Raw genomic sequence first — 21295 nt, 5'->3', positions numbered from 1 at the left:
CAGATGAAAAAGTTAAAAATCGCCCTGTGTGCTTCAGAAGCCGTGCCGTATGCGAAGGCCGGCGGGTTGGGCGATGTGATCGGGGCCCTTCCAAAGGTACTCGAAAAACTGGGCTGCGAAGTTCAGTTGTTTCTTCCGAAATATTCAATGATCTCGGATGATGTGTTTAAGCTGAAGTATAACTGGAAGGTGGGCGAACTCCCGGTTCAGTCGAACGGAAAACAATGCGAGGCGCACCTGTACCAGGGGACCCTGCCGGGAACCACGGTCAAAGTGAATTTTATTTACTGCGCACACGCTCACGATAACCGGTGGATCTATACCAATGATCCTGATGAAAACGAACGGTTTATTGTGTTCAACATGGGTGTGATGGAAATGATGAAGCGGCTGAAATGGAAGCCTGACATCATCCATGCCAACGACTGGCCCACGGGTTTGTTGCCACTTTATCTGAAGACGAAGTATGCCAACGATCCTTTTTTTGCAGAGACCCGTTCGGTTCTGACCATTCATAACATCGGCTACCCAGGAAAGTTTGGTTCCGAGACCGTAAATAAAGCGGGCCTGAGCTACGATCATTTCTATCCGGGCGGTGATTATGAGTTTTATGGCATGTTCAGCTTTCTGAAGGTCGGATTGCTGAATGCTGATAAAATCACCACTGTCAGCGAGACTTATGCTCAGGAAATCCTGACTCCCGAATTCGGTTCCGGATTCGATGGCATTCTCCAGGTGCGGAAACCCGATTTGGTCGGCATTCTGAATGGGGCCGATTATGATATCTGGGATCCCGCCATTGACCCTCTTTTACCCGTCAATTACACGCTGAGCACCCTGGACCGCAAACAGCAGATCAAGAAGGAACTGCAGGAAATGGTGCGGTTACCAGCCCAGCCAGGCGTTCCGCTCATCGGTATGATATCACGGATGGTTTCCCAAAAAGGATTTCATCTGGTCGAAAAACTCATGCCGCAGCTCATGACCATGAACCTTCAGATGATTATTCTGGGCAGCGGGGATCCGGGTATTGAAAAACGGTTCAAGGATTTTCAGTACCAGTATCCAGAAAAGTTATCGGTTCACCTGGGTTATGATAATCAGCTGTCTCACCTGATTGAAGCAGCCTCTGATGTATTTCTGATGCCATCGTTGTATGAGCCCTGCGGATTGAATCAGATTTACAGCCTGCGTTACGGCACGGTTCCCATTGTCAGAAAAACGGGCGGACTTGCCGATACCATCATCGACTGGGGTGAATCTCTGCTTTCAGGTAAGAAGAACGGGAACGGATTTTCCTTCAGCAATCCGCACCCCGAGGCCTTGCTCGATGCAATCCGGCGTGCCTTGCTGGTCTATTACAATCCGGGTGAATGGCGACAGATTCAGACCAATGGCATGACCGCCGATTTTTCCTGGGAACGATCGGCCGGGAAGTATCTGGAGTTGTACCGTCAGCTGGCAGGAGAGTCTGAAGAAGGAGCCTGAAACAACCCATCGATGGTGGTGATGAGCTTCAGTGGGCTGAATGGTTTCAGTAGCACCGGAATGTGGTTATCGGCCACCTGCACATAAACCTCGTTGTCGGTGGTTCCCGTAGATAGAAGAATGGTCTGGTCGGGATTCAGCAGTCTGATTTGCCGGATCAGTTCCAACCCCGAAAGTCCGGGCAGGTTATAATTCGTCATCACCAGGTCAATGGGCTCGCGGCTGGTGCTGTACAGAGTCAATGCATCCTGGCCATTCCCCGTGGTTACGACCCTCGCCCCTTTTTCGGAAAGGGCTCCTTCCTGTACGATCCGCAGATCTGAATCTGCTTCGGCCAGTAAAATCCGTTTTCCTTTCCAGTCATCTGAGGTTTGTCTTCCGGCTTCACGCACTCCTTCAGAGCCCTGCTGTCCGGTCGGGGCCGGTAAAAAGATACGAAAGGTGGTGCCGTGGCCTTCAGCAGAATCCACTTCAATCCATCCCTGATGAGCCTTGACGATGCCATATACAACGGCCAACCCGAGTCCGGTGCCTTTGTCTCTGGCTTTGGTGGTAAAAAACGGTTCAAATATCCGTTGTCTGACCTCGGCCGGCATTCCGGATCCGGTATCTGAAATCGTCAGCAGGGCACAGGAAGTCAGGGTTCCGCCGGGCGGGGTGGCCTGAACATGTCTGGTTTCAATGGACAGTGTTCCTGATCCGCTCATGGCATCGCGGGCATTGACACACAGGTTCATCAGTACCTGGTGGATCTGATTTGAATCGGTTTTCAGAATGGGAAGTGTGGGGTCTTCGGCAATCCGGATGGCAATGGTTTTTGGAAAGGTCTCTTCAAGTAAATGAACAATTTCAAGAACGAGTGAATTCAGGTTGGTATCGGTGAGCTTCAGATCCGATTTGCGGGCAAAGGTCAGAATCTGTCTGACGAGAGCCGCCCCCCGGTCGGCTGCTTTCAGGATGGCCTCTGTTTTGGTCTTCAGCTTTTCCGGCTGATCACGGAACCGGTCCAGGCCGTCGGCGTGGGTAATAATAACCGAAAGCAGGTTATTAAAATCATGAGAAATGCCTCCGGCGAGTTGTCCGAGACTTTCCAGTTTCTGGGCCTGCCGGAACTGAGTTTCGAGTTGTTCGCGTTCGGCAAGCAGGCGACGGGTTTCTGAAATATCCGTGGCAATAATGAGTATACTTTCCGATGGACTTCCCATGGGCTGAAGCCGCAGCCGATACCACTGGTTGCGGATGCTCTGAGCTTCAAGAGACACAGCCCGGCCACTCGACAGCTGGCGGATGAGCGCTTCGCGGTGATCAGGATGAACCCAATCCGTCAGCAGGGAACCCGTTATGGAGTTGGTATCCCCGCGGTTCATCAGAAGAATCCGGTGATCAGAATCTACCAGCATGATCACATCGGGTGAACGTTCAAACAGCATTCTGAACCTGGATTCCGACTCACGTAGCTGCTCCTCTTGCTCCCTCAGGCGTGAAAAGGCCCGGTCGATATCCCGTATATAAAACCGGATGGCCAATCCGACCACGATGAGAATAATCCAGACGTCGATCAGACTGGTTATGGTGACCTTGTTTGCGAATTTGGTAAGCAGGTAACCATTGATTTCGAGCATCCAGAACCCCCAGACGCTGAAAAGAGCCACCAGGAGATAGACGAAAAAGGCCCGGTTTGAAAGAATCAATCCACCGACAATCAGACAAGCCGGGTAAGTGAGGACCGAAATATCGTAGATGCCCTCACCGGTCACCACCAGCAGAAAGGCAAAAACGAGCAATCCATAGGAGAGGGCATGGGCGGCAAGTGCCAGTCGTTTCAGATAAAGAAAAAAAACGGCAAAACTGATGAAAAGCGGAAAGGAAAACAGGACAATGGCAGTGGCGTAGCTTTTCCTGATATAATTATGGATGCCCGGAATCACGGAGGCCAGGATAATCACCACACTGAAGTAGAAAATAATCCGTGCCCGGCGCTGATCATCAGCCGAGGAAAACTCAGGAACCCTGAACCAGTGCAGGTTGGAAAGAAGGGCCAAACAAAAACCTCATCGTCGGGTGAACGCTGTTAAACCCGGTAACCGGAACGAAGTAACTTTTTTTTTACCCCGAAATCAATCGGAATCAGCGGAACACCGGAACAAGCAGAACCGTCTTTAAAAAAGTCAGGAAATCGTCAACAATTCATTAAATAATTTAACCAAAAGTCCGCGGATTGTCTGTTTTGCGCAAAAAGTTCCAGCAGAACCGCTTTTTCTGAGTTAATTTAACTTAACGGCCAACGGCAATCTTGACAAAAATGTATAGTTTGAACATCTTGTGAACGTTTTGAACGAAACGTCCTGAAGGAGGGACCATGGCCCCTGTACTGGCAACACTGACAACAGACAACTGGATGGGAAAACAACGCGATTTTGAAGCGGTGGTGGTTCCCTATACCCCGGCTTTGTACAATTTTGCTCTGCGTCTGACGGCAGATGAAGAGGATGCTCGTGATCTGGTTCAGGAAACCATGCTCAAAGCCTACCGGTTTTACGACAGCTTCGAAAAAGGCACAAACATGAAAGCCTGGCTGTTCCGGATTCTGAAGAATTCCTTCATCAACAAGTACCGGAAGATGGCTAAGGAGCCGAATAAGATTGATTATGATGAGGTGAAGGATTACTTCAACTCGGTCCGTGATGAGTCGGTGGATCCGAACAATCTGGAAGATCAGTTGTTTGGAGACCTTCTGGATGACGATGTCACCCGTGCCTTGCAATCCCTGCCCCCCGATTTCCGAACAGTAGTGATCTTATGTGACATGGAAGGACAGACGTATGAGGAAATCGCCGATATGGTTGGCTGTCCGGTGGGAACCGTTCGCAGCCGTCTGCACCGTGGCCGGAAAATGCTTTTTGACAAACTGAAAGACTACGCGGCTGTTCGTGGCTATGCAGTCGAAGACGGCTACTGACCGAACCGAATGGCTCCCTTTCGCTTAAGCCGGAAGGGAGCCGGTTTTTTCCCCACCCCCGCGATTCCAGCTTTTCTGCCCTTTTTCGATTTCCTTTCTGAAGCCCATTCCCATTCTTCTGCTGCTTCCAGAGCTTCTTTTCAGAAGGACGGGTTGTCCTTTCCTGTCGGTTCGGTTAATTTTCAGATCCTCAGAGTGAAGGAAAGTCATGACAAACGACGAATTCAGAAAACACGCCCATCAGCTGGCCGACTGGATGGCCGATTATTATGAAACCATCGAATCGCTCCCGGTAAAGCCTGTGGGTCTGAAGCCGGGTGACATTGCCAGCAGATTCCCAGGCACCGTTCCGGAAGAGGGTGATTCTTTCGATTCGGTTTTTGCCGACTTCCGTGATCATCTGCTTCCCGGAATGACTCATTGGCAACATCCGATGTTCATGGCCTACTTTCCGGCCAATACCAGCTATCCCTCGGTACTGGCCGAAATGATTACCGCCACCCTTGGAGCCCAATGCATGCTATGGGATACTTCACCGGCCGCCACTGAACTTGAAACCACCGTTATCAACTGGATCAGAAACTGGTTTGGATTTCCGGATGAGTGGGAGGGGGTGATTCAGGATTCAGCCTCATCCTCCACGCTGGCTGCCCTGATTGCTGCCAGAGAAAAGGCTGAGTCTGTGAATCAGAACGGCTTTTCGGGCCAGCGGATGGTCGTTTACGGAACTTCACAGACCCATTCATCGGCAGAAAAGGCGGTCCGGCTGGCAGGGATTGGTTCAGACGGATTCCGGAAGGTCGCCACCAATGAACGCTATGAAATGGACCCACGGGCACTTGAGGAAATGGTGGCGGAAGACCGGAAGGCGGGGAAAGTGCCGCTGGCTGTGGTGGCAACCATCGGGACCACGGGGATCATGGCGGTGGATCCGGTAGATGCCATTGCAACCATCTGCAGACGCGAAAATCTCTGGCTGCATGTCGATGCAGCGTATGCAGGAAGTTTGCTTGCGTTGCCCGAGTTTGGCTGGATGAAGACGGGTCTGGACCGGGCTGACAGTTTTGTTTTTAATCCGCACAAATGGATGCTGACCAATTTTGACTGTTCGGTGCTGCTGGTCCGGGATGCTGAACATCTGGTCCATTCTCTGTCGGTGATTCCCGACTATCTGCGGACCCCGGTTCATGGCACAGCCCGGAATTATTCTGACTGGTCGGTTCAGCTTGGAAGGCGTTTCAGATCCCTGAAACTTTGGATGGTCCTGAGATCCTACGGAGCCAGCGGAATCCGTTCTTATCTGCGGGGTCATCTGTTGCTGGGAAAACAGATTGCGGAGTGGGTCGGATCACAACCCGACTTTCGTGTGGTGATGCCGGTCCGGTTTAATCTGGTTCCCTTCCGGTGGGAGCCCTCCGGTGTGGACCGTCCGGAGGAAAATGACCGGCTGAGTGAAAAGCTCATGAACCGGGTGAATGGCAGCGGGCAGTTGTATTTCACACACACGCGGTTGGAGGGCCGTTTGATTCTGCGCCTGGTGCCTGGCCAATCCCGCGTCTCCGAAAGACACATCGTGGCGGCCTGCAGGCTGATCAGGGAAACGGCCAATCAGATTCTGGAGGAAGAAAGGTAACAAACGGAAAAAAGGTAACTCTCAGATCGGGCCAATCGTAAGGAAACCGCTTCAGGGGGCACTGGCATAACTCTTGCAACCATTGGCTGGTATGAGAAAAATGCTGGTACTTTTTGGAAAAGAAGCGGCGCTTGAAACCGAGTTGAAAGGCCATCTGGGTGATGATTTTTCATTCATCGCCATGGACATGACTCCGGAATCGACCGGTTTCCTTCAGGAGTATGCCGACTGGATTGATGGCATTCTTTTTAATTACTCCGTTACCGGTGATTCTTTTATGGACCTGGCAAAACACATCATCGACCACAATACCAGGGCGGTTCTGGCCATGGTCGTCAGGAAAGCCGATTTGCCCGAGGTCCGAAAACTCGGACGGTTACCACGCCGTCTGGTGACACTCACCGATCCCCTCGATCCGGCCCAGGTCGTGGCCACCTTCCGGCTGAAACTCGGCCGCTGATTGCTTCCTCCTGCTCCTGCGGGCGAATTAAAAGTTTATTGGAGTATATGGTCCGGTTTGATTTTCCCGGGTATACACGTAATTTTGAGCGCCCAAAAACGCCGTGTGTTGCGCATCAGCCGGGAGGAGAAGCAGTGGAAAACCGCACCGAATTGTATACCCAACGGGTTCGCGCCGGAAAGAGAACTTACTTTTTCGACGTCAAATCAACCAAGTCTTCCGAACAATATATCACCATCACTGAAAGCAAGAGGGTCGGCGAAACCGACTATGAAAAACACAAGGTTTTCCTCTATCAGGAAGATTTTGATAAATTCATTGATGCACTTCACCAGACCATGGATTTCATTAAAAGTGATCCATCCCAACAGGAATTCCGGCACGCTCATCACCAGCTAACCGAATCCGACTAATACAGCCCGCCATGGAAATTTCACAGTTTGGTTATGTTCTGATCTTTATGATCACCGGTTTCCTTTTTGTGGTAATCGGTTTTCTCACTTCCCGTTTAATCCGGCCACACAAGCCTACACCGGAAAAACTGACTTCTTATGAATGCGGCGAGGAACCGGTCGGTTCTTCCTGGGTTCAGTTCAACATCCGGTTTTATGTGGTGGCCCTTATCTTCATTCTGTTCGATGTGGAAGTCATTTTCCTGTTTCCCTGGGCGACGGTCTATCAGTCGTTTGGAGTTTACGGTTTTGTAACCGGATTCATTTTCATGGGGATTCTGGTAGTGGGAATGCTTTACGAATGGTCCAAAGGAGATCTGGACTGGGTCCGGCCTAAACCCGTGATTCCAACTCTGGAAGGAAAGGAAATCAAAGCACGTCAGCTTCGTCAGCAGGAGCAGGCATCAGCAGGCAGAGAGGAAGGAGCGCCCGATGGGATTGCTGGATAAACAATTTGATCAGGGTGGCGTGGTTATTACCAGCGCCGAGAACGTGCTCAACTGGGCCCGTCTGTCATCCATGTGGCCCATGGGATTTGGTCTGGCCTGCTGCGCCATCGAAATGATGGCCACCATGGCATCCAATTACGATCTCGACCGGTTCGGAATTATTCCCCGCCCGTCTCCCCGGCAATCAGACGTCATGATTGTGGCCGGAACGGTGACGTTTAAAATGGCCGAACGCGTGAAGCGGCTGTATGAACAGATGCCAGAACCGAAGTATGTGATTTCAATGGGTTCCTGTTCCAATTCGGGTGGTCCTTACTGGCAGCACGGATACCATGTGGTGAAAAGTGTCAGCAGAGTCATTCCGGTCGATGTGTATATTCCCGGTTGTCCTCCCCGGCCCGAAGCGCTGATCGGCGGACTCATGCTTCTGCAGGAAAAAATCAGAAACCAGTCCCTGGTGAAAAAAAATGAAACCGTCTGAAATTTTTGAACGGCTGGCTTCCGGTGAAATTGCTTCCCGGATTCTGAAAACCGACGAAACGGGTCTGCAGCCATGGATTCAGGTTGATCCGCTCTGGATTGAAGATATTCTCTATTTTCTCAGAGATGAGAAAGATCTGGCCTTTGATTCACTGGCCTGTCTCTCTGGTGTGGATTATGGCGCAGGGAAAGATCTGGGTGTGGTTTATCACCTGACCAGCATGACCCACGGGCACTGGCTGGTGGTGAAGGTGATGCTGCCGAGGGAAAATCCGTCCGTCCCGACCATTGAACACATCTATAAAGCCGCAAACTGGCACGAGCGCGAAGCTTTTGATCTGTACGGAATCCGTTTTGAGTTTCATCCGGATCTGCGCCGGATCCTGCTTCCCGATGATTGGGAAGGACATCCGTTAAGGAAGGATTACCAGACGCAGGAATACTATCACGGGATCAGGGTTCCCTTTTAATTTCAACTGAGGTCAAGAACCAGCATGAGTGAGAATCAGTCCGTGCATCACCTGCACACTGAAGAAATGATCATGAATATGGGTCCGCAACACCCGTCGACACACGGGGTTTTGCGGTTGGAACTGGTCACCGATGGTGAAGTGGTGAAACGCATCACCCCGCATATCGGCTATCTGCACCGGTGTTTTGAAAAGCATGGTGAAGAACTGACCTATCCCATGATAATCCCGTTTACCGACAGGTTGGATTACCTGGCCTCTATGAACAACAACCATGCCTTCGTGCTGGGTGTTGAAAAACTGATGTCCATCGAGGTTCCCCGGAAAGTCGAGTTTATCCGGGTGATCACCGCAGAATTACAGAGAATTGCTTCTCATCTGGTGGCCATCGGAACCTTTGGTGCCGATATCGGGGCCGTCACACCATTTCTCTGGACATTCCGTGACCGGGAAATCATCCTGAATCTGTTCGAGGAACTCACCGGCGCCCGGATGTTATACAATTATATGTGGCCCGGTGGAGTGGCCCGTGATTTTCCTGCCGGATTCCAGCAGAAAATTTCAGACTTTATCCGGTACTTCCGGCCCAAGATGAAGGATCTGAATACGCTTCTGACCGGAAACCACATTTTCATTAACCGGACCGCCTACGTGGGTGTGCTTCCTGCCGAGGTTGCGATTAATTACAACTGCACCGGTCCCGTTCTGCGCGGATCGGGTGTGAAGTGGGATCTCCGGAAAAACGATCCATATTCCATCTATCCCGAATTTGAATTCGAGATTCCCGTTGGCCATGGTGAAATGGGGAAGGTCGGCGATTGCTGGGACCGGTATCACATCAGAGCCCTCGAAATTGAACAGTCGCTGAGAATCATTGAACAGGCCATTGACAAATTCCCTGTTGACGATACAAGCGATGTGCAGGCAGCGGTTCCCCGGCGAATTAAACCACCGGTCGGCGAAGTCTATGTACGGGCTGAAAATCCGAGAGGAGAGCTTGGTTTTTATATTATTTCCGACGGGGGAACCAAGCCATTCAGGGTAAAAGTAAAATCACCCTGTTTTGTCAATCTGGCGGTGCTGCCGGCCTTGTCTAAGGGAATCATGGTGTCCGATATCGTGGCAATCCTTGGTTCCATTGATATTGTATTGGGTGAAGTGGACCGCTAACCGATAATCAATTTATTCTATGCATGATCTGGTTAAATATACCCTGAATCTTCAGGCCCTGAACGAGTGGCTTGGGCTGGCGCCCGATAGTCTGCTGATTCCCATTGTGGCAGCCGTGCTTCCTCTTTTGTTTCTGATTGTCTTTGCCCTGATGGCGGTTTATGCCGAGCGGAAAATTTCGGCTGTGATTCAGAATCGAATGGGTCCGGTTGAAACAGGGCCTTTTGGTCTGTTCCAGACCACGGCTGATATTCTGAAACTGATTCAGAAAGAAGACATTGTCCCGAAAGCGGCCGACAAAATACTGTTCGTGGTGGCGCCGATCCTGGTTTTTGTAGGTACATATTCTGCATTGGCAGCCCTTCCCTGGTCCGATGGATTTGTGGGGGCCGACCTGAATGTGGGCATTTTCTATATCCTGGCCATCAGTTCGCTGGTGGTGGCCGGTCTGCTGATGGCTGGCTGGGGCTCAAATAACAAATGGTCGCTTTACGGTGCAGTCCGTTCAACGGCTCAGATTGTTTCCTATGAAATTCCCGCCGGACTGGCCGTCCTAACCGCCGTGGTGGCTGTGGGTTCACTGAATATGACCACCATTGTTTCCGATCAGACCGGGTGGTGGTTTGGTCATTTCTGGTCCTCTCCTTTCCTTTTTGTTGCGTTCATCATTTATCTGATCGCCTCGCTTGCCGAAGTGAACCGGACTCCCTTCGATTTGCCAGAGGCCGAATCGGAATTGGTGGCCGGTTATCATACCGAATACTCAGGAATGAAATTCGCCATGTTTTTCCTGGCCGAGTATGGTAACATGTTTATTGTTTCGGGTATTGCAGTGTCGCTGTTCCTCGGCGGCTGGCTGACCCCGTGGGGAACCAATCCGGGACCGGTCTGGGGCATTTTCTGGATGATTACCAAATCGCTGTTTTTTGTATTCCTGCAGATCTGGCTTCGCTGGACCCTTCCGCGGTTCCGGGTGGATCAGCTCATGTATCTGTGCTGGAAGGTACTGATTCCCATTTCCTTTGCCTGTCTGATTGGTCAGGCAGCCTGGGAAATTTTTATTCTGAATTGAGAGAAGAGGGGTGAATGGGATATTTTTCTGATATCGTACGGGGAGTGAAAACCACGCTGATCGGACTGGGTCTGACAGCAAAGGAAATGGTTCAGCCCGGACATATTGTAACCATCGAGTATCCGAAGAAATCCATACCGGTACCCGATACCGGCCGGTACCGGCTTCACAATCATTTCGATGATTGCATCGGATGTAACCAGTGTGCCAATGCCTGTCCGGTCAGCTGCATCGAAATCGTGTCCTTCAAACGCCTTGATAAGGATGTGGAAACGGTTAAGGAAACACAGAAGAAACGTCTGTGGGTCGAGAAATTCGACATTGATATGTCGAAGTGTATGTTTTGCGGACTCTGTACCTGGCCGTGCCCTACCGAATGTCTGACGATGACCAAGGTTTACGATTACTCTGCCTACGATTTCCGCGATCACATCTATCAGTTCAGTAATCATACACCGGAACAGATTGCAGAAAAGAAAGCCGAGCTCGAGGCCTGGAATGCAGAACAGGCTGCCAAAAAGGCTGCTGCTGCGGCCGCTGCTGCAGCAAAACCGGCCCCCCCGGCCGACCCGGCAGGAGGAAAAGCATGATCACCGCGATATTCTGGTTTTTTGCCGTCCTGATCGTGGTTTCCGCCACCGCCACTGTTTTTTCGAAAAATATCATTTACTCCGCCTTTTCTCTGCTGGCGACCTTCCTTGGGGTGGCCGGAATTTACGTCATCCTGAATGCCGACTTTCTGGCGGTTACCCAGATCATGGTCTATGTGGGCGGAATCCTGACACTGCTGCTGTTCGGGGTGATGCTGACCAATAAAATCACCATGATGAGCCTGAAAACAGATGTCTTCAATTTTATTCCGGGATTGCTGGTTGCCCTGGTGGTTCTTCTGAGTCTGCTGTATGTGGTGTGGATCTCTGGCGTCTGGACCGAGGCTCCTCCCGCTGCCTGGAATACCACGGTTGAAAGACTGGGCTACCTGGGAATCACCGATTACATTCTGCCTTTTGAGGTGATTGCAATTGTTCTGCTGATTGCGGTTATCGGCGCCTCCTACATTGCACGTAAAGACCGTCCTGAAACGGAGGAAAAATAGACCGGTATGGAATCACTTACCTTACAACATTTTCTCACTCTGAGTGCCGTGCTGTTTTCCCTCGGTGTTTTTGGAGTGATGACCCGCCGGAATACGGTGGTGGTCCTGATGGGAATCGAACTGATTCTGAATGCGGCCAACATTAATCTGGTGGCCTTTTCCCGGTTTAACTCGAATCTGGATGGGCAGATGATGGCCATCTTTATCATCCTGCTGGCTGCTGCAGAAGCCGCCATTGCCCTTGCTATTATTCTGAATGTGTATGCCAACTACCGTACCGTCAACCTTGACGAGATTGATCAGCTGAAGGAATAACTGAATGACTGACTCCATAATTCTGTCCCTTTCACTGCTGGTTCTGGTGCTGCCTCTGGTAAGTTATGGCCTTTTGATCGCCGGTCAGCGGGTGCTTCCACGTCAGGGTGACTGGCTGTCCACGGCCCTGCTGGGTATCGCCTTTCTGCTTTCTCTGGCCGTGTCGGTTCATTTCCTTTCAGAAGGACATCCTGACCTCTCTTATTCCGCCGCTTTTACCTGGCTGTCACTGGGTCCGGAGTGGTCACTTTCCATCGGCGTTCTGGTCGATAACCTCTCGGCGCTGACCCTGACCATGGTAACCCTTATCTCTTTCCTTGTTCACTTGTATTCGATCGGATACATGCACGGGGAAGAACGGTACGGAACCTATTTCGCCTATCTGGGACTGTTTACCTTTTCCATGTTGGGAATTGTTCTTTCCGATAATCTTTTCACCATGTACATGAGCTGGGAACTGGTTGGTCTTTCATCCTACCTGCTCATTGGTTTCTGGTATAAAAAACCCGAAGCTGCTGCGGCCTCAACGAAGGCCTTTGTTACCAACCGGATTGGCGATATCGGTATGTGGCTGGGGATTCTGATTCTCTGGAGCCAGTTTCAAACCGTCAACCTTTCAGAAATTGCTGCCAACATTCAGGCTGGTCGTTTCGGACTCGGAGAGTTCTGGCTGACCGCCGGCGGTGTGCTTTTGTTTCTGGGTGCCGTGGGCAAATCGGCTCAGTTTCCTCTGCATGTCTGGCTGCCAGATGCCATGGAAGGCCCCACGCCGGTTTCTGCATTGATCCACGCCGCAACGATGGTGGCTGCAGGTGTGTACTTTGTCGGAAGAATATTCCCGATTCTGACCCCGGATGCCCAGATCGTCATTGCAGTGGTCGGCGGATTCACTGCCTTTATGGCCGCAACCATGGCGCTGACCCAGAATGATATTAAACGGATTCTGGCCTACTCCACGGTTTCTCAGCTGGGTTACATGATCATGGGACTGGGGGTTGGTGCCTACAGCGCGGCTCTGTTCCACCTGTTTACTCATGCGTTTTTCAAAGCCTGTCTCTTTTTAGGATCGGGAGCCATCATTCATGCCCTCCATCACGAGCAGGATATCCGTCAGATGGGGGGTCTCCGGAAAAAATTGCCCATCACTTTTGCAACCTATCTGGTTGCCACCGCAGCTCTGGCAGGCCTTCCTTTGTTCACCGGATTTCTTTCCAAAGATGCGATTCTGGCCGGTGGACTGGCCTGGGCGGAACTGACGGGTTCGTGGGCATTTATCGTCCCCGGTTTTGGTCTTGCAGCGGCTCTGCTCACTGCCTTTTACATGGGTCGTCAGGTTTTCATGGTCTTTTTTGGTGAACCCAGGAACCAGAAATTGTATGATCATGCTCATGAGGTGCCACCGGTTATGTGGATTCCTCTTGTGGTTCTCTCTGTCATGTCGCTTTTCCCGGTTTTCAGCCTGAATCCGCTTGACGGGGCAACCGGCTGGTTCATGTCCCTCATCGTAACGCCTGTTTCGGTGGTTCCCGCTGTGGATGGGACTGGTTGGCTGGCTCAGCTGCAGGAGGCCACTCATCATGTTCACTGGACCACCGTTATTTCCTCTGTTCTCCTGGCCCTGACCGGACTGGTGATTGCCTGGCTGATGTATATGAAAAAGGCAGTGGATCCAGATAAACTGGCTGATAAACTGGGCCCGTTATACCGCTTTTCCCTGAACAAATGGTACTTTGATGAAGTGTATGAAGTAACCGTCATCCGGGGAAACATTCTGTTGGCCAAGGTTTCTGCCTTCTTCGATACGTTCGTCATTGATATGCTGGTTAACCTGGCGGGTATAGTGGCCGGTTTTGCTGGCCTGGTAACCCGGAAGTTCCAGTCGGGCCGTGTTCAGACCTACGTGGCCCTGGCCCTGACGGGTCTGGTCATCTTTTTTGTCATGAAGGGTATTTTGTCATAAGACGCCGGATTTTACATGCTTAGTCTGCTCATTTTTATTCCGCTCATTGTAGCCCTTCTGCTGGTTTTCATTCCGAAAACCCAGGTGGCCGTGTTCCGGTGGACCTCTCTGGTCGCTACCGGTCTTCAATTGATTCTGGTTGGCTGGATTCTGGCTGGCTTTGACCTGACCCGGGTTGGGGTGAATGATGCCTCCACCTATCAGTTTGTGGAGAATTATCAGTGGATTTCGGTTTATGCCGGAAGTTACGGGTTCCTTCAGATCAATTATACCCTTGGCATCGACGGACTTTCCGTTACCCTGCTGATAATGTCGGCCCTGATCGGATTTGTTGGTGTGATTTCATCCTGGTCGATTACCAAACACATCAAGGGATACTTTATTTCCTACCTGATCCTGGTAGCCGCCATGACAGGGGTTTTTGTTGCTCTCGACTTCTTTCTGTTCTACCTGTTCTGGGAAATGATGCTCATCCCCATGTACTTCCTCATCGGAATCTGGGGAGGTCCCCGCCGGGAATATGCCGCCATCAAGTTTTTCCTGTACACCTTCATCGGTTCCCTGCTCATGCTTCTTGTGGTGATTCTGTTCTACTTCGGTACAGCGGTTAACCCCGATGCCCATCCATCCCTTCAGATTCACACATTCAACATGATCACCATGATGGATCCGGCCAACCTTCTTCCCGGCAGCCTGCTGACGGTGGAATCCTGGAGGACAGCCGCATTCGTTCTCATGTTTATCGGTTTTGCCGTCAAAATACCAATGGTTCCGTTTCACACCTGGCTTCCCGATGCCCACGTGGAAGCCCCGACTCCGATTTCTGTGATTCTGGCTGGTATTCTGCTTAAAATGGGAACCTACGGACTTGCCCGCGTGGCCTTTCCGTTTTTTCCCGATCAGGTGGTGATGTATGCCTGGACCATCGGATTTCTCGGCGTGATCAACATTTTGTACGGTGCCCTGGCTGCCATGGGACAGACCGATCTGAAAAAGCTGATTGCATATTCCTCGGTTTCCCACATGGGTTTTGTTCTGCTCGGAATGGCTTCCCTGACCACCGAGGGGATGACAGGCGCGGTTTTGCAAATGTTTTCACATGGACTGATTTCCGCCATGCTCTTCCTGGTGGTTGGTGTGGTTTATGATCGCGCTCATCACCGCGATATTGATGGATTTGGTGGTCTTGGAAAACCAATGCCCCGTTACACCGGCTTCGCCTTGTTTGCCTTTATGGCCTCACTCGGACTGCCGGCCCTCAGCGGATTTGTGGCAGAGGCGCTGGTCTTTATGGGCAGCTACAGCGATCCCGTAACACGGAATCTGGCCATGGTCTCCACCCTGGGGATGCTGATCACCGCTATTTATTATCTGTGGGCTTATCAGCGTGTCTACACAGGTCCGGTAAAAGAAGACTATGCAGGCTTTTCGGACTTGTCCTCACGTGAAACCACCATGCTGGTCACGCTGGCTGTTGCAATATTGCTGGTTGGCGTCTGGCCTTCCTTCGTCACCGATCTGATGTCGGCTTCGGTCAATCAACTCAATGATTGGGTTCGGTCGGCTGGATCTTCCATGACCAAACTGTAAGGGATCTTACCATTTATGTCAATTGATGCGCTGATTCAGACACTCGTTTCCCACACCCTGGTACTTCGTCCTGAACTGACGGTGGCGGTTGGTCTCATGCTGGTCCTGGTCCTCGATGTGGTTCTTCCTCGCAACAGCCATAAGGTGACGGTCTGGGCAACCATTCTCGTTTTTCTGGCTGCCCTGGTCCTGCTTCCGGCACAGGCTCTGTTCCCCATGCCGGTTTTTGCTGATATGATTGCGGTGGATGAGTATGCGGTCTTTTTCAAGGCCATTTTCCTGATCGCCGGTATTATCACAGCCTATGCAACCCTCCATTCAGCCGAGCTGGAACGAAACAATCGCCGTATCGGCGAATTCATGATGGTTCTGATCGGCCTCGTTCTGGGTCTGATGCTTATGTCCGGGGCAACCAACCTGCTGATGATGGTTGTTTCCATGGAATTGGTTTCCCTGTCTTCCTACGTGCTGGTTTCTTACCTGAAGGAAAACCGGGCCTCCAATGAAGCGGGACTTAAATACGTCATCTATGGCGCTGTTTCCAGCGGGATTATGCTGTATGGGATTTCTCTGTTCTATGGCATGACCGGAACGTTGTCCTTTACCGGAATCAATGATTATTTCCGGAGTCCCGAATCAATAATTGATCCCGTAACCCTTACCCTGGCTGCCCTGATGATTCTGGCCGGATTGGGCTTCAAAATTGCTGCGGTTCCTTTCCACTTCTGGTCCCCCGATGCCTATGAAGGGGCACCGACGCCAGTGGCCGCCTTTCTGTCGGTGGCTCCCAAAGCGGCCGGATTTGCCCTGCTCCTCCGGTTTTTTAAGACCGCCTTTTTCGGATATGATACCGAGGATGGTTACACCGCCATTCTGACAGTTGATTGGGTCACCATTCTGGGTTCCATGGCTGTTCTGACCATGTCCCTTGGAAACCTTACTGCCTTGTGGCAGCTCAATGTAAAACGCCTTCTGGCCTATTCGTCCATTGCCCACGCCGGTTACATTCTCATGGGTGTCATCCTGCTGACCGACTCGGGTCAGGCGGCCATGTTATTCTACCTGGCCTATTACATGATCATGAACCTGGGCGTTTTCTATGTGGCCATGCTCATCGGAGATTCGGTCGGATCCTATGACATGGAGGATTGGAAGGGATTCGGTTACCGGAATCCGGTACTTGGTGTATCCATGGTGATTTTTCTGGCCTCTCTGGTTGGAATTCCCGGCACGGTTGGCTTTGCAGGGAAATTCCTGCTGTTTGTGGCCGTTCTTCAGGAGGGAAATCTGTACTTCTGGCTGGCCATTGTTGCAGTAGTGAACTCGGTGATATCGGCCTTTTATTATTTCAAAATTGCTAAGATGATGTTCCTGAAGGCACCGCTTGAAAACAATGATCAGCCGGTGTCCATTCCGTTGCCCGCACTTGTTCTTACCCTGGCCCTTGCAGTCCCCACCATCCTGCTCGGGTTGTACTGGCAACCTCTGTATCAGTGGTCGCTGGCATCGATCAGAATGTGGATGTAAAAAAAATCCCGGCCAGACCGGGATTTTTTTTTACCTCAGTGGTCCAGACCGTATTCCTTGATTTTTCGGTACAGCGTCCGTTCAGAAATCTGAAGCTCCTCTGCTGCCTTCCGCCGGTTTCCCTGATGCCGGTTTAACGCATCCTCAACGGCACGCCGCTCCAGATCAGAAAGGGAAAGGGTCGGATCCTCCTTGTCATCGGCCTGGTCATGGTCCCGTTCCAGCTGGTAATCAGCGAAGCCTCCCGATGAGGCCGACGCAGGTAACAATTTCCCCGGAAACGGATCCACCATCAGGGGAGTCCCAACCGGTGCGGGAGCCTGTGCGGTAAGGGTAAGATGCCTGAGAAGGTTTTTGATATCCATCAATTCGGTTTTCAGGTCGGCCATCATCCGGTACAGATATTCAATTTCGATTTTTTCTGGCTGATGCCGGTCGGTGACCACCGGAAGCCGCGACATGGAAGGTGCAGATTGAGTGGTCAGGTAACGTCTGATCACGGTCTCGTCCACAGGACGGCTGCCATCGAGCACCAGAAGGCTTTCGGTCAGATTCCGTAATTCCCTGATGTTTCCCGGCCAATGATAATTCACCAGCAGAGTGACGGCCTCTGGGGTGATTCCGGCGGGCGTGATATTATACCGTCTGGCAAACTCCTGCCAGAAAGACCGGAATAACAGGGGAATGTCCTCGCGGCGTTCATGAAGGGCCGGCAGATGCAGCTGAACGGCCTTCAGCCGGTAATAAAGGTCCTCGCGGAACCGTCGGGATTGTACTTCGTGAAGCAGGTCTTTGTTTGTGGCAGCAATGATGCGTACATCGGTTCGCTTGACAGACGCCCCGCCCACCCGCATATACTCACCACTTTCGAGGACCCTGAGAATTTTTACCTGAACACCCAAAGGCATGTCACCGATTTCATCGAGGAAAAGGGTTCCGTTGTTCGCAAGTTCGAAATAACCCTTCCGAGCTTCGATTGCCCCGGTAAAGGCACCCTTTTCATGCCCGAACAGTTCAGATTCAAGGATGCCCTCAGGAATGGCGCCGCAATTGACAATCAGCAGCTTTTCACTGGCCCGGCCCGAGAGTCCATGAATGGCATGGGCGATCACTTCCTTACCGGTGCCGCTCTCACCTGTGACCAGAACCGAAATATCGGTGCGCGCCACCTGGGGGATCACTTTCAGAATGTCGTGCAGTTTTGCAGATTGCCCGATGATATCGAACCGGGCTTTGATTTCGTCAACCGAGATCATAAGAACCTTTCCATGTCGGGAAGAATGGTAACCGGAATCCCGGCTGCTATTCTTCTACGACAAATCCGTTTAATCCAAGTTTTTTGGATATGGCGGGTAAGACTTGACGGGCAGCGGCCTGTGTATCATACGGGCCGAGCCTGACTTTATAGTAAATGCGATTGTTGGTGATTTCCTTTTTCACCTTCCCCTTAAAACCAGCCTTTTCAGCATCTTTCAGGCCCTTGTTGGCCTGGTTCTGAAGAGCAAATGCTCCCACCTGAATAAAGAAATGTCCCTTTGGATTCACAGTGGGGAGCGGGTCTGATTTTTCGGCGGGCGGTGCAGAAACAACGGGAGGGGGTACCGGATCAGCTTTTACAGGTACCGGATCCTTACCCTTGACTGGGGTCTTTGCCTTGGCCGGTGCCGGGGTTGCCACACTGACGGGACGGACTGCGGTTGCCTCGGCGGGCAATCCTCTGCTCTTCAAGTATTCTCGGTAACGGTTTTGTTCAGTCTGATTTCCGGTAATGGTATAGTATAAGACCAGCCGCCGGGCGGAAGCTTCGCCAGCATAGGTAGATGGAAAATCACGGACCACCTCCCTGAAAACCTGGACAGCACGGTCTGCATCGGGATCGAAAACCGCATTCAGAAACCGGATTCCCGGGTCGGCCGGATGATCGGCCGTCAGGGTTGGAAGAATCACTTTCACTTCACCGGAACGACCCAGATCGATCAATTCAACCAGTGGACGAATGTGAACCGTGTCGGTTTGGGTAAAACCGGTAAAGGCAGGTAATGCAAGGAAGACCGCCAGAAGATAAACCGGAAAAAACGGTGTGTTACGCATGTATTAGTTCTTCCCGGATGACTTCTCCCTTCAGGGTGTGCCCCGATCCGGATGTAATTCTGACGCGGACGTAATCTCCCGGTTTCATACCAGGCTCGCCGGGAAAAACACATTTAATGTTGGTGTCGGTCTTTCCCCTGAGAAACCCTTCGCCACGTGGGGCAGGACCTTCAACCAGGACCTCTTCGTTGCCGCCAATCCGAGCCTGGTTGTTTTCATAACTGATCCGCTCCTGCAAGTCAATCAGATTCTGCAGACGCTCTGCCTTCACTTCCTCTGGAACCGTGTCGCCAAATTTCCAGGCCTTGGTTCCCTCGCGCGGAGAGTACTTGAACATAAAGGCAGTATCGAACCGGACTTTTCTCATGATGTCGAGCGTGTCCTCATAGTCCGCATCGGTTTCGCCGGGAAATCCAACCATCACGTCGGTGGAAAGAGAGACACCCGGAATGATGCTTTTCATCTTATCGATCAGTTCAAGATACTCCGTCCGGGTATAGGTGCGGTTCATAGCAGACAGAATCGAGTCGGATCCGGCCTGAAACGGAATGTGAATGTAATTGCACAGGTTGTGGTGATCCCTGATCGCCGTCAGCACTTCATCGGAAAAATCCTTGGGATGGGAAGTGGCAAACCGGATTCTGATGGCCGGATCCACCGAAGCGGCCGCAACCAGAAGATCGGCAAAAGGTCGACCGTTATCATTGTATGAATTCACGTTCTGGCCAAGGAGCGTGATGTCCCTGATCAATCCTTCCTGAGAAATGGCCTTGATTTCGGAAACCACCGATTCGATGGACCGGCTTCGTTCGCGGCCGCGGGTATAAGGGACGACACAAAAAGTGCAGAAGTTATCACAGCCACGCATTACGGTGAGCCAGGCAGAAACCCCTTCGCTTCTCAGCGGAGTCAGGTCTTCGTAGGTTTCCTCGAGAGAGAGAAGGGTGTTGATGGCCTTTTCACCCAGTTTCGCCATTTCAATCAGACGGGGAACATCACGGTAGGCATCCGGACCAACGACCACATCGACCAGCTTTTCCTGTTCAATCAGTCGTTTTTTAAGACGTTCTGCCATGCAGCCCATCACACCGATAACCAACTCTTTTCCCTTTTGACGTTTCAGCGTGCGCATATTGGCCAGACGGGAAAACACGCGCTGCTCGGCATGTTCCCTGATCGAACAGGTATTGATAAAAATCAGGTCGGCATCATTGATGTCGGCGGTTACCTCATACTGGTCTTTGGCCAGAATACCAGCCACCAGCTCGGTGTCATTAAAATTCATCTGACAGCCATAGGTCTCGAAATAGACCCGGCCTTTCATTTCGTCCTTCATTCCCGTCCCATAAATAACCTGCAAAGGTATTGATCGGGGCGATTTTATTCAAAAAGGAGACCTGATCCTCCATCCGATTTGGAGAAAATAAAAAAGCCGGAAGGGCTGCTTCCGGCTTCTGTTTTAAAAAGGGGCTGTGGTTAAAGGCTGAAAAGCAGATCAACCGCTTTAACAGCGAGTCGCTTGCGCGATTCGGGAGTGTCGGTTGGTTCGACCAGGTTGGCGGTGCTCAGAAGCGGGTGCTTGGGAGACAGGGCCACTGATCCGGCATCGGAGCCGTCCTTGTTAATACGGTACACGTTAATCCCGTTAACCTTTACCTTGTGATCATGGGATTTAACCAGGATTTCGAGCAGGACGGCTTGTCCTTCACCGATGTTATCGGCTTTAATCACACTGGAAAGAAATTTCTTGCCGGCAGCAAAGGTCTGTTCCTGATTGGCCTCGGGCATAACATCCCAGGTCCAGTAAGATTGATCAAGAACTGCGTAGATTTTGTACTTTTCCCGAAGGGTTTCAATATGGCTCTTTGCAGAAGTATTGTCGACCAGCAACTGGTTGTCTGACCGGATAATCGTTGGATAAAACCGGACGTTCTGCTCCTGCAATTCGGCAATGGACTTTTCGATGTCGTAATCACATCCGGCAAAGGCCAGACAGATCGGAAGAATTCTTAAAAAATATTTCATATTTCACCACATAGTTCGACCCGGTACGCGAAAATACAAAATTCTTTTTACAATTCCA

At 51.3% G+C, this 21295-nt stretch carries 21 protein-coding genes; 16 read left to right on the top strand and 5 right to left on the bottom strand.

Translation table 11 applies throughout. The features are described from left to right. The first annotated feature begins 3 nt into the window (after positions 1-3). On the top strand, positions 4-1488 hold the full coding sequence (gene glgA / locus HUU10_06640) for a glycogen synthase GlgA (GenBank protein ID NUQ81272.1): 1485 nt from the start codon (positions 4-6) through the stop codon (positions 1486-1488). Here the strand turns inward: glgA and HUU10_06635 are convergent. Next, positions 1455-3530: a response regulator gene (locus HUU10_06635; GenBank protein NUQ81271.1), complete on the bottom strand. Its 2076-nt coding sequence runs from the start codon at positions 3528-3530 to the stop codon at positions 1455-1457. The genes glgA and HUU10_06635 overlap by 34 nt on opposite strands. 317 nt (positions 3531-3847) lie before the next feature. Between HUU10_06635 and HUU10_06630 the strand changes: the two genes are divergently transcribed. The 15 genes from HUU10_06630 to HUU10_06560 all read left to right on the top strand — a co-directional run bounded on the left by HUU10_06630 (position 3848) and on the right by HUU10_06560 (position 17121). Beyond that, positions 3848-4447: a sigma-70 family RNA polymerase sigma factor gene (locus HUU10_06630; protein NUQ81270.1), complete on the top strand. Its 600-nt coding sequence runs from the start codon at positions 3848-3850 to the stop codon at positions 4445-4447. Positions 4448-4655: 208 nt separating this feature from the next. Then, positions 4656-6080, top strand: coding sequence for an aspartate aminotransferase family protein (locus HUU10_06625; GenBank protein ID NUQ81269.1), 1425 nt, complete (start codon positions 4656-4658; stop codon positions 6078-6080). Positions 6081-6180: 100 nt separating this feature from the next. Then, positions 6181-6540 carry a hypothetical protein gene (locus HUU10_06620; GenBank protein NUQ81268.1) on the top strand — a complete coding sequence of 120 codons (360 nt, stop codon included), beginning with the start codon at positions 6181-6183 and terminating at the stop codon, positions 6538-6540. Positions 6541-6587: 47 nt separating this feature from the next. Next, positions 6588-6953, top strand: a complete 366-nt coding sequence (locus tag HUU10_06615) for a DUF3276 family protein (GenBank protein ID NUQ81267.1) — start codon at positions 6588-6590, stop codon at positions 6951-6953. 11 nt (positions 6954-6964) lie between these two features. Then, entirely contained in the window at positions 6965-7441 is a 477-nt protein-coding gene (locus HUU10_06610; protein ID NUQ81266.1) for an NADH-quinone oxidoreductase subunit A, read from the top strand. Then, positions 7425-7922 carry an NADH-quinone oxidoreductase subunit NuoB gene (gene nuoB / locus HUU10_06605; GenBank protein NUQ81265.1) on the top strand — a complete coding sequence of 166 codons (498 nt, stop codon included), beginning with the start codon at positions 7425-7427 and terminating at the stop codon, positions 7920-7922. The genes HUU10_06610 and nuoB overlap by 17 nt, the downstream gene beginning before the upstream one ends. Next, positions 7909-8391: an NADH-quinone oxidoreductase subunit C gene (locus HUU10_06600; GenBank protein NUQ81264.1), complete on the top strand. Its 483-nt coding sequence runs from the start codon at positions 7909-7911 to the stop codon at positions 8389-8391. The genes nuoB and HUU10_06600 overlap by 14 nt, the downstream gene beginning before the upstream one ends. 24 nt (positions 8392-8415) lie before the next feature. Then, complete coding sequence (locus HUU10_06595) at positions 8416-9561, top strand: NADH-quinone oxidoreductase subunit D (protein NUQ81263.1); 1146 nt, start codon at positions 8416-8418, stop codon at positions 9559-9561. A 19-nt stretch (positions 9562-9580) separates the two neighbouring features. Next, positions 9581-10633, top strand: a complete 1053-nt coding sequence (gene nuoH / locus HUU10_06590; protein NUQ81262.1) for an NADH-quinone oxidoreductase subunit NuoH — start codon at positions 9581-9583, stop codon at positions 10631-10633. Positions 10634-10647: 14 nt separating this feature from the next. After that, complete coding sequence (locus tag HUU10_06585) at positions 10648-11223, top strand: 4Fe-4S binding protein (protein ID NUQ81261.1); 576 nt, start codon at positions 10648-10650, stop codon at positions 11221-11223. Beyond that, positions 11220-11729, top strand: a complete 510-nt coding sequence (locus HUU10_06580; protein ID NUQ81260.1) for an NADH-quinone oxidoreductase subunit J — start codon at positions 11220-11222, stop codon at positions 11727-11729. The genes HUU10_06585 and HUU10_06580 overlap by 4 nt, the downstream gene beginning before the upstream one ends. 6 nt (positions 11730-11735) lie before the next feature. Then, positions 11736-12044: an NADH-quinone oxidoreductase subunit NuoK gene (gene nuoK, locus HUU10_06575; GenBank protein NUQ81259.1), complete on the top strand. Its 309-nt coding sequence runs from the start codon at positions 11736-11738 to the stop codon at positions 12042-12044. 4 nt (positions 12045-12048) lie between these two features. Beyond that, the gene (gene nuoL, locus HUU10_06570) at positions 12049-14004 is read left to right on the top strand and encodes an NADH-quinone oxidoreductase subunit L (protein ID NUQ81258.1); all 1956 of its coding nucleotides are present in this window, start codon (positions 12049-12051) and stop codon (positions 14002-14004) included. 15 nt (positions 14005-14019) lie between these two features. Further along, positions 14020-15594, top strand: a complete 1575-nt coding sequence (locus HUU10_06565; GenBank protein ID NUQ81257.1) for an NADH-quinone oxidoreductase subunit M — start codon at positions 14020-14022, stop codon at positions 15592-15594. Positions 15595-15609: 15 nt separating this feature from the next. Further along, positions 15610-17121 carry an NADH-quinone oxidoreductase subunit N gene (locus HUU10_06560; protein NUQ81256.1) on the top strand — a complete coding sequence of 504 codons (1512 nt, stop codon included), beginning with the start codon at positions 15610-15612 and terminating at the stop codon, positions 17119-17121. A 35-nt stretch (positions 17122-17156) separates the two neighbouring features. Here HUU10_06560 and HUU10_06555 read toward each other — a convergent pair whose 3' ends face one another. From HUU10_06555 to HUU10_06540, 4 genes are all read right to left on the bottom strand, one after another. Beyond that, the gene (locus tag HUU10_06555) at positions 17157-18377 is read right to left on the bottom strand and encodes a sigma-54-dependent Fis family transcriptional regulator (GenBank protein ID NUQ81255.1); all 1221 of its coding nucleotides are present in this window, start codon (positions 18375-18377) and stop codon (positions 17157-17159) included. Between the two features lie 46 nt (positions 18378-18423). Next, entirely contained in the window at positions 18424-19212 is a 789-nt protein-coding gene (locus HUU10_06550; protein ID NUQ81254.1) for an SPOR domain-containing protein, read from the bottom strand. Continuing rightward, the gene (gene miaB, locus HUU10_06545; GenBank protein NUQ81253.1) at positions 19205-20536 is read right to left on the bottom strand and encodes a tRNA (N6-isopentenyl adenosine(37)-C2)-methylthiotransferase MiaB; all 1332 of its coding nucleotides are present in this window, start codon (positions 20534-20536) and stop codon (positions 19205-19207) included. The genes HUU10_06550 and miaB overlap by 8 nt, the downstream gene beginning before the upstream one ends. A 152-nt stretch (positions 20537-20688) precedes the next feature. Beyond that, entirely contained in the window at positions 20689-21237 is a 549-nt protein-coding gene (locus HUU10_06540; GenBank protein NUQ81252.1) for a hypothetical protein, read from the bottom strand. Between the last annotated feature and the right edge of the window lie 58 nt (positions 21238-21295).

It is taken from the genome of Bacteroidota bacterium (assembly GCA_013360915.1).
GTDB lineage: Bacteria > Bacteroidota > JABWAT01 > JABWAT01 > JABWAT01 > JABWAT01.
Note: the sequence above shows the minus strand (reverse complement) of the source record. Positions and strands in the feature narration are given on the sequence as shown.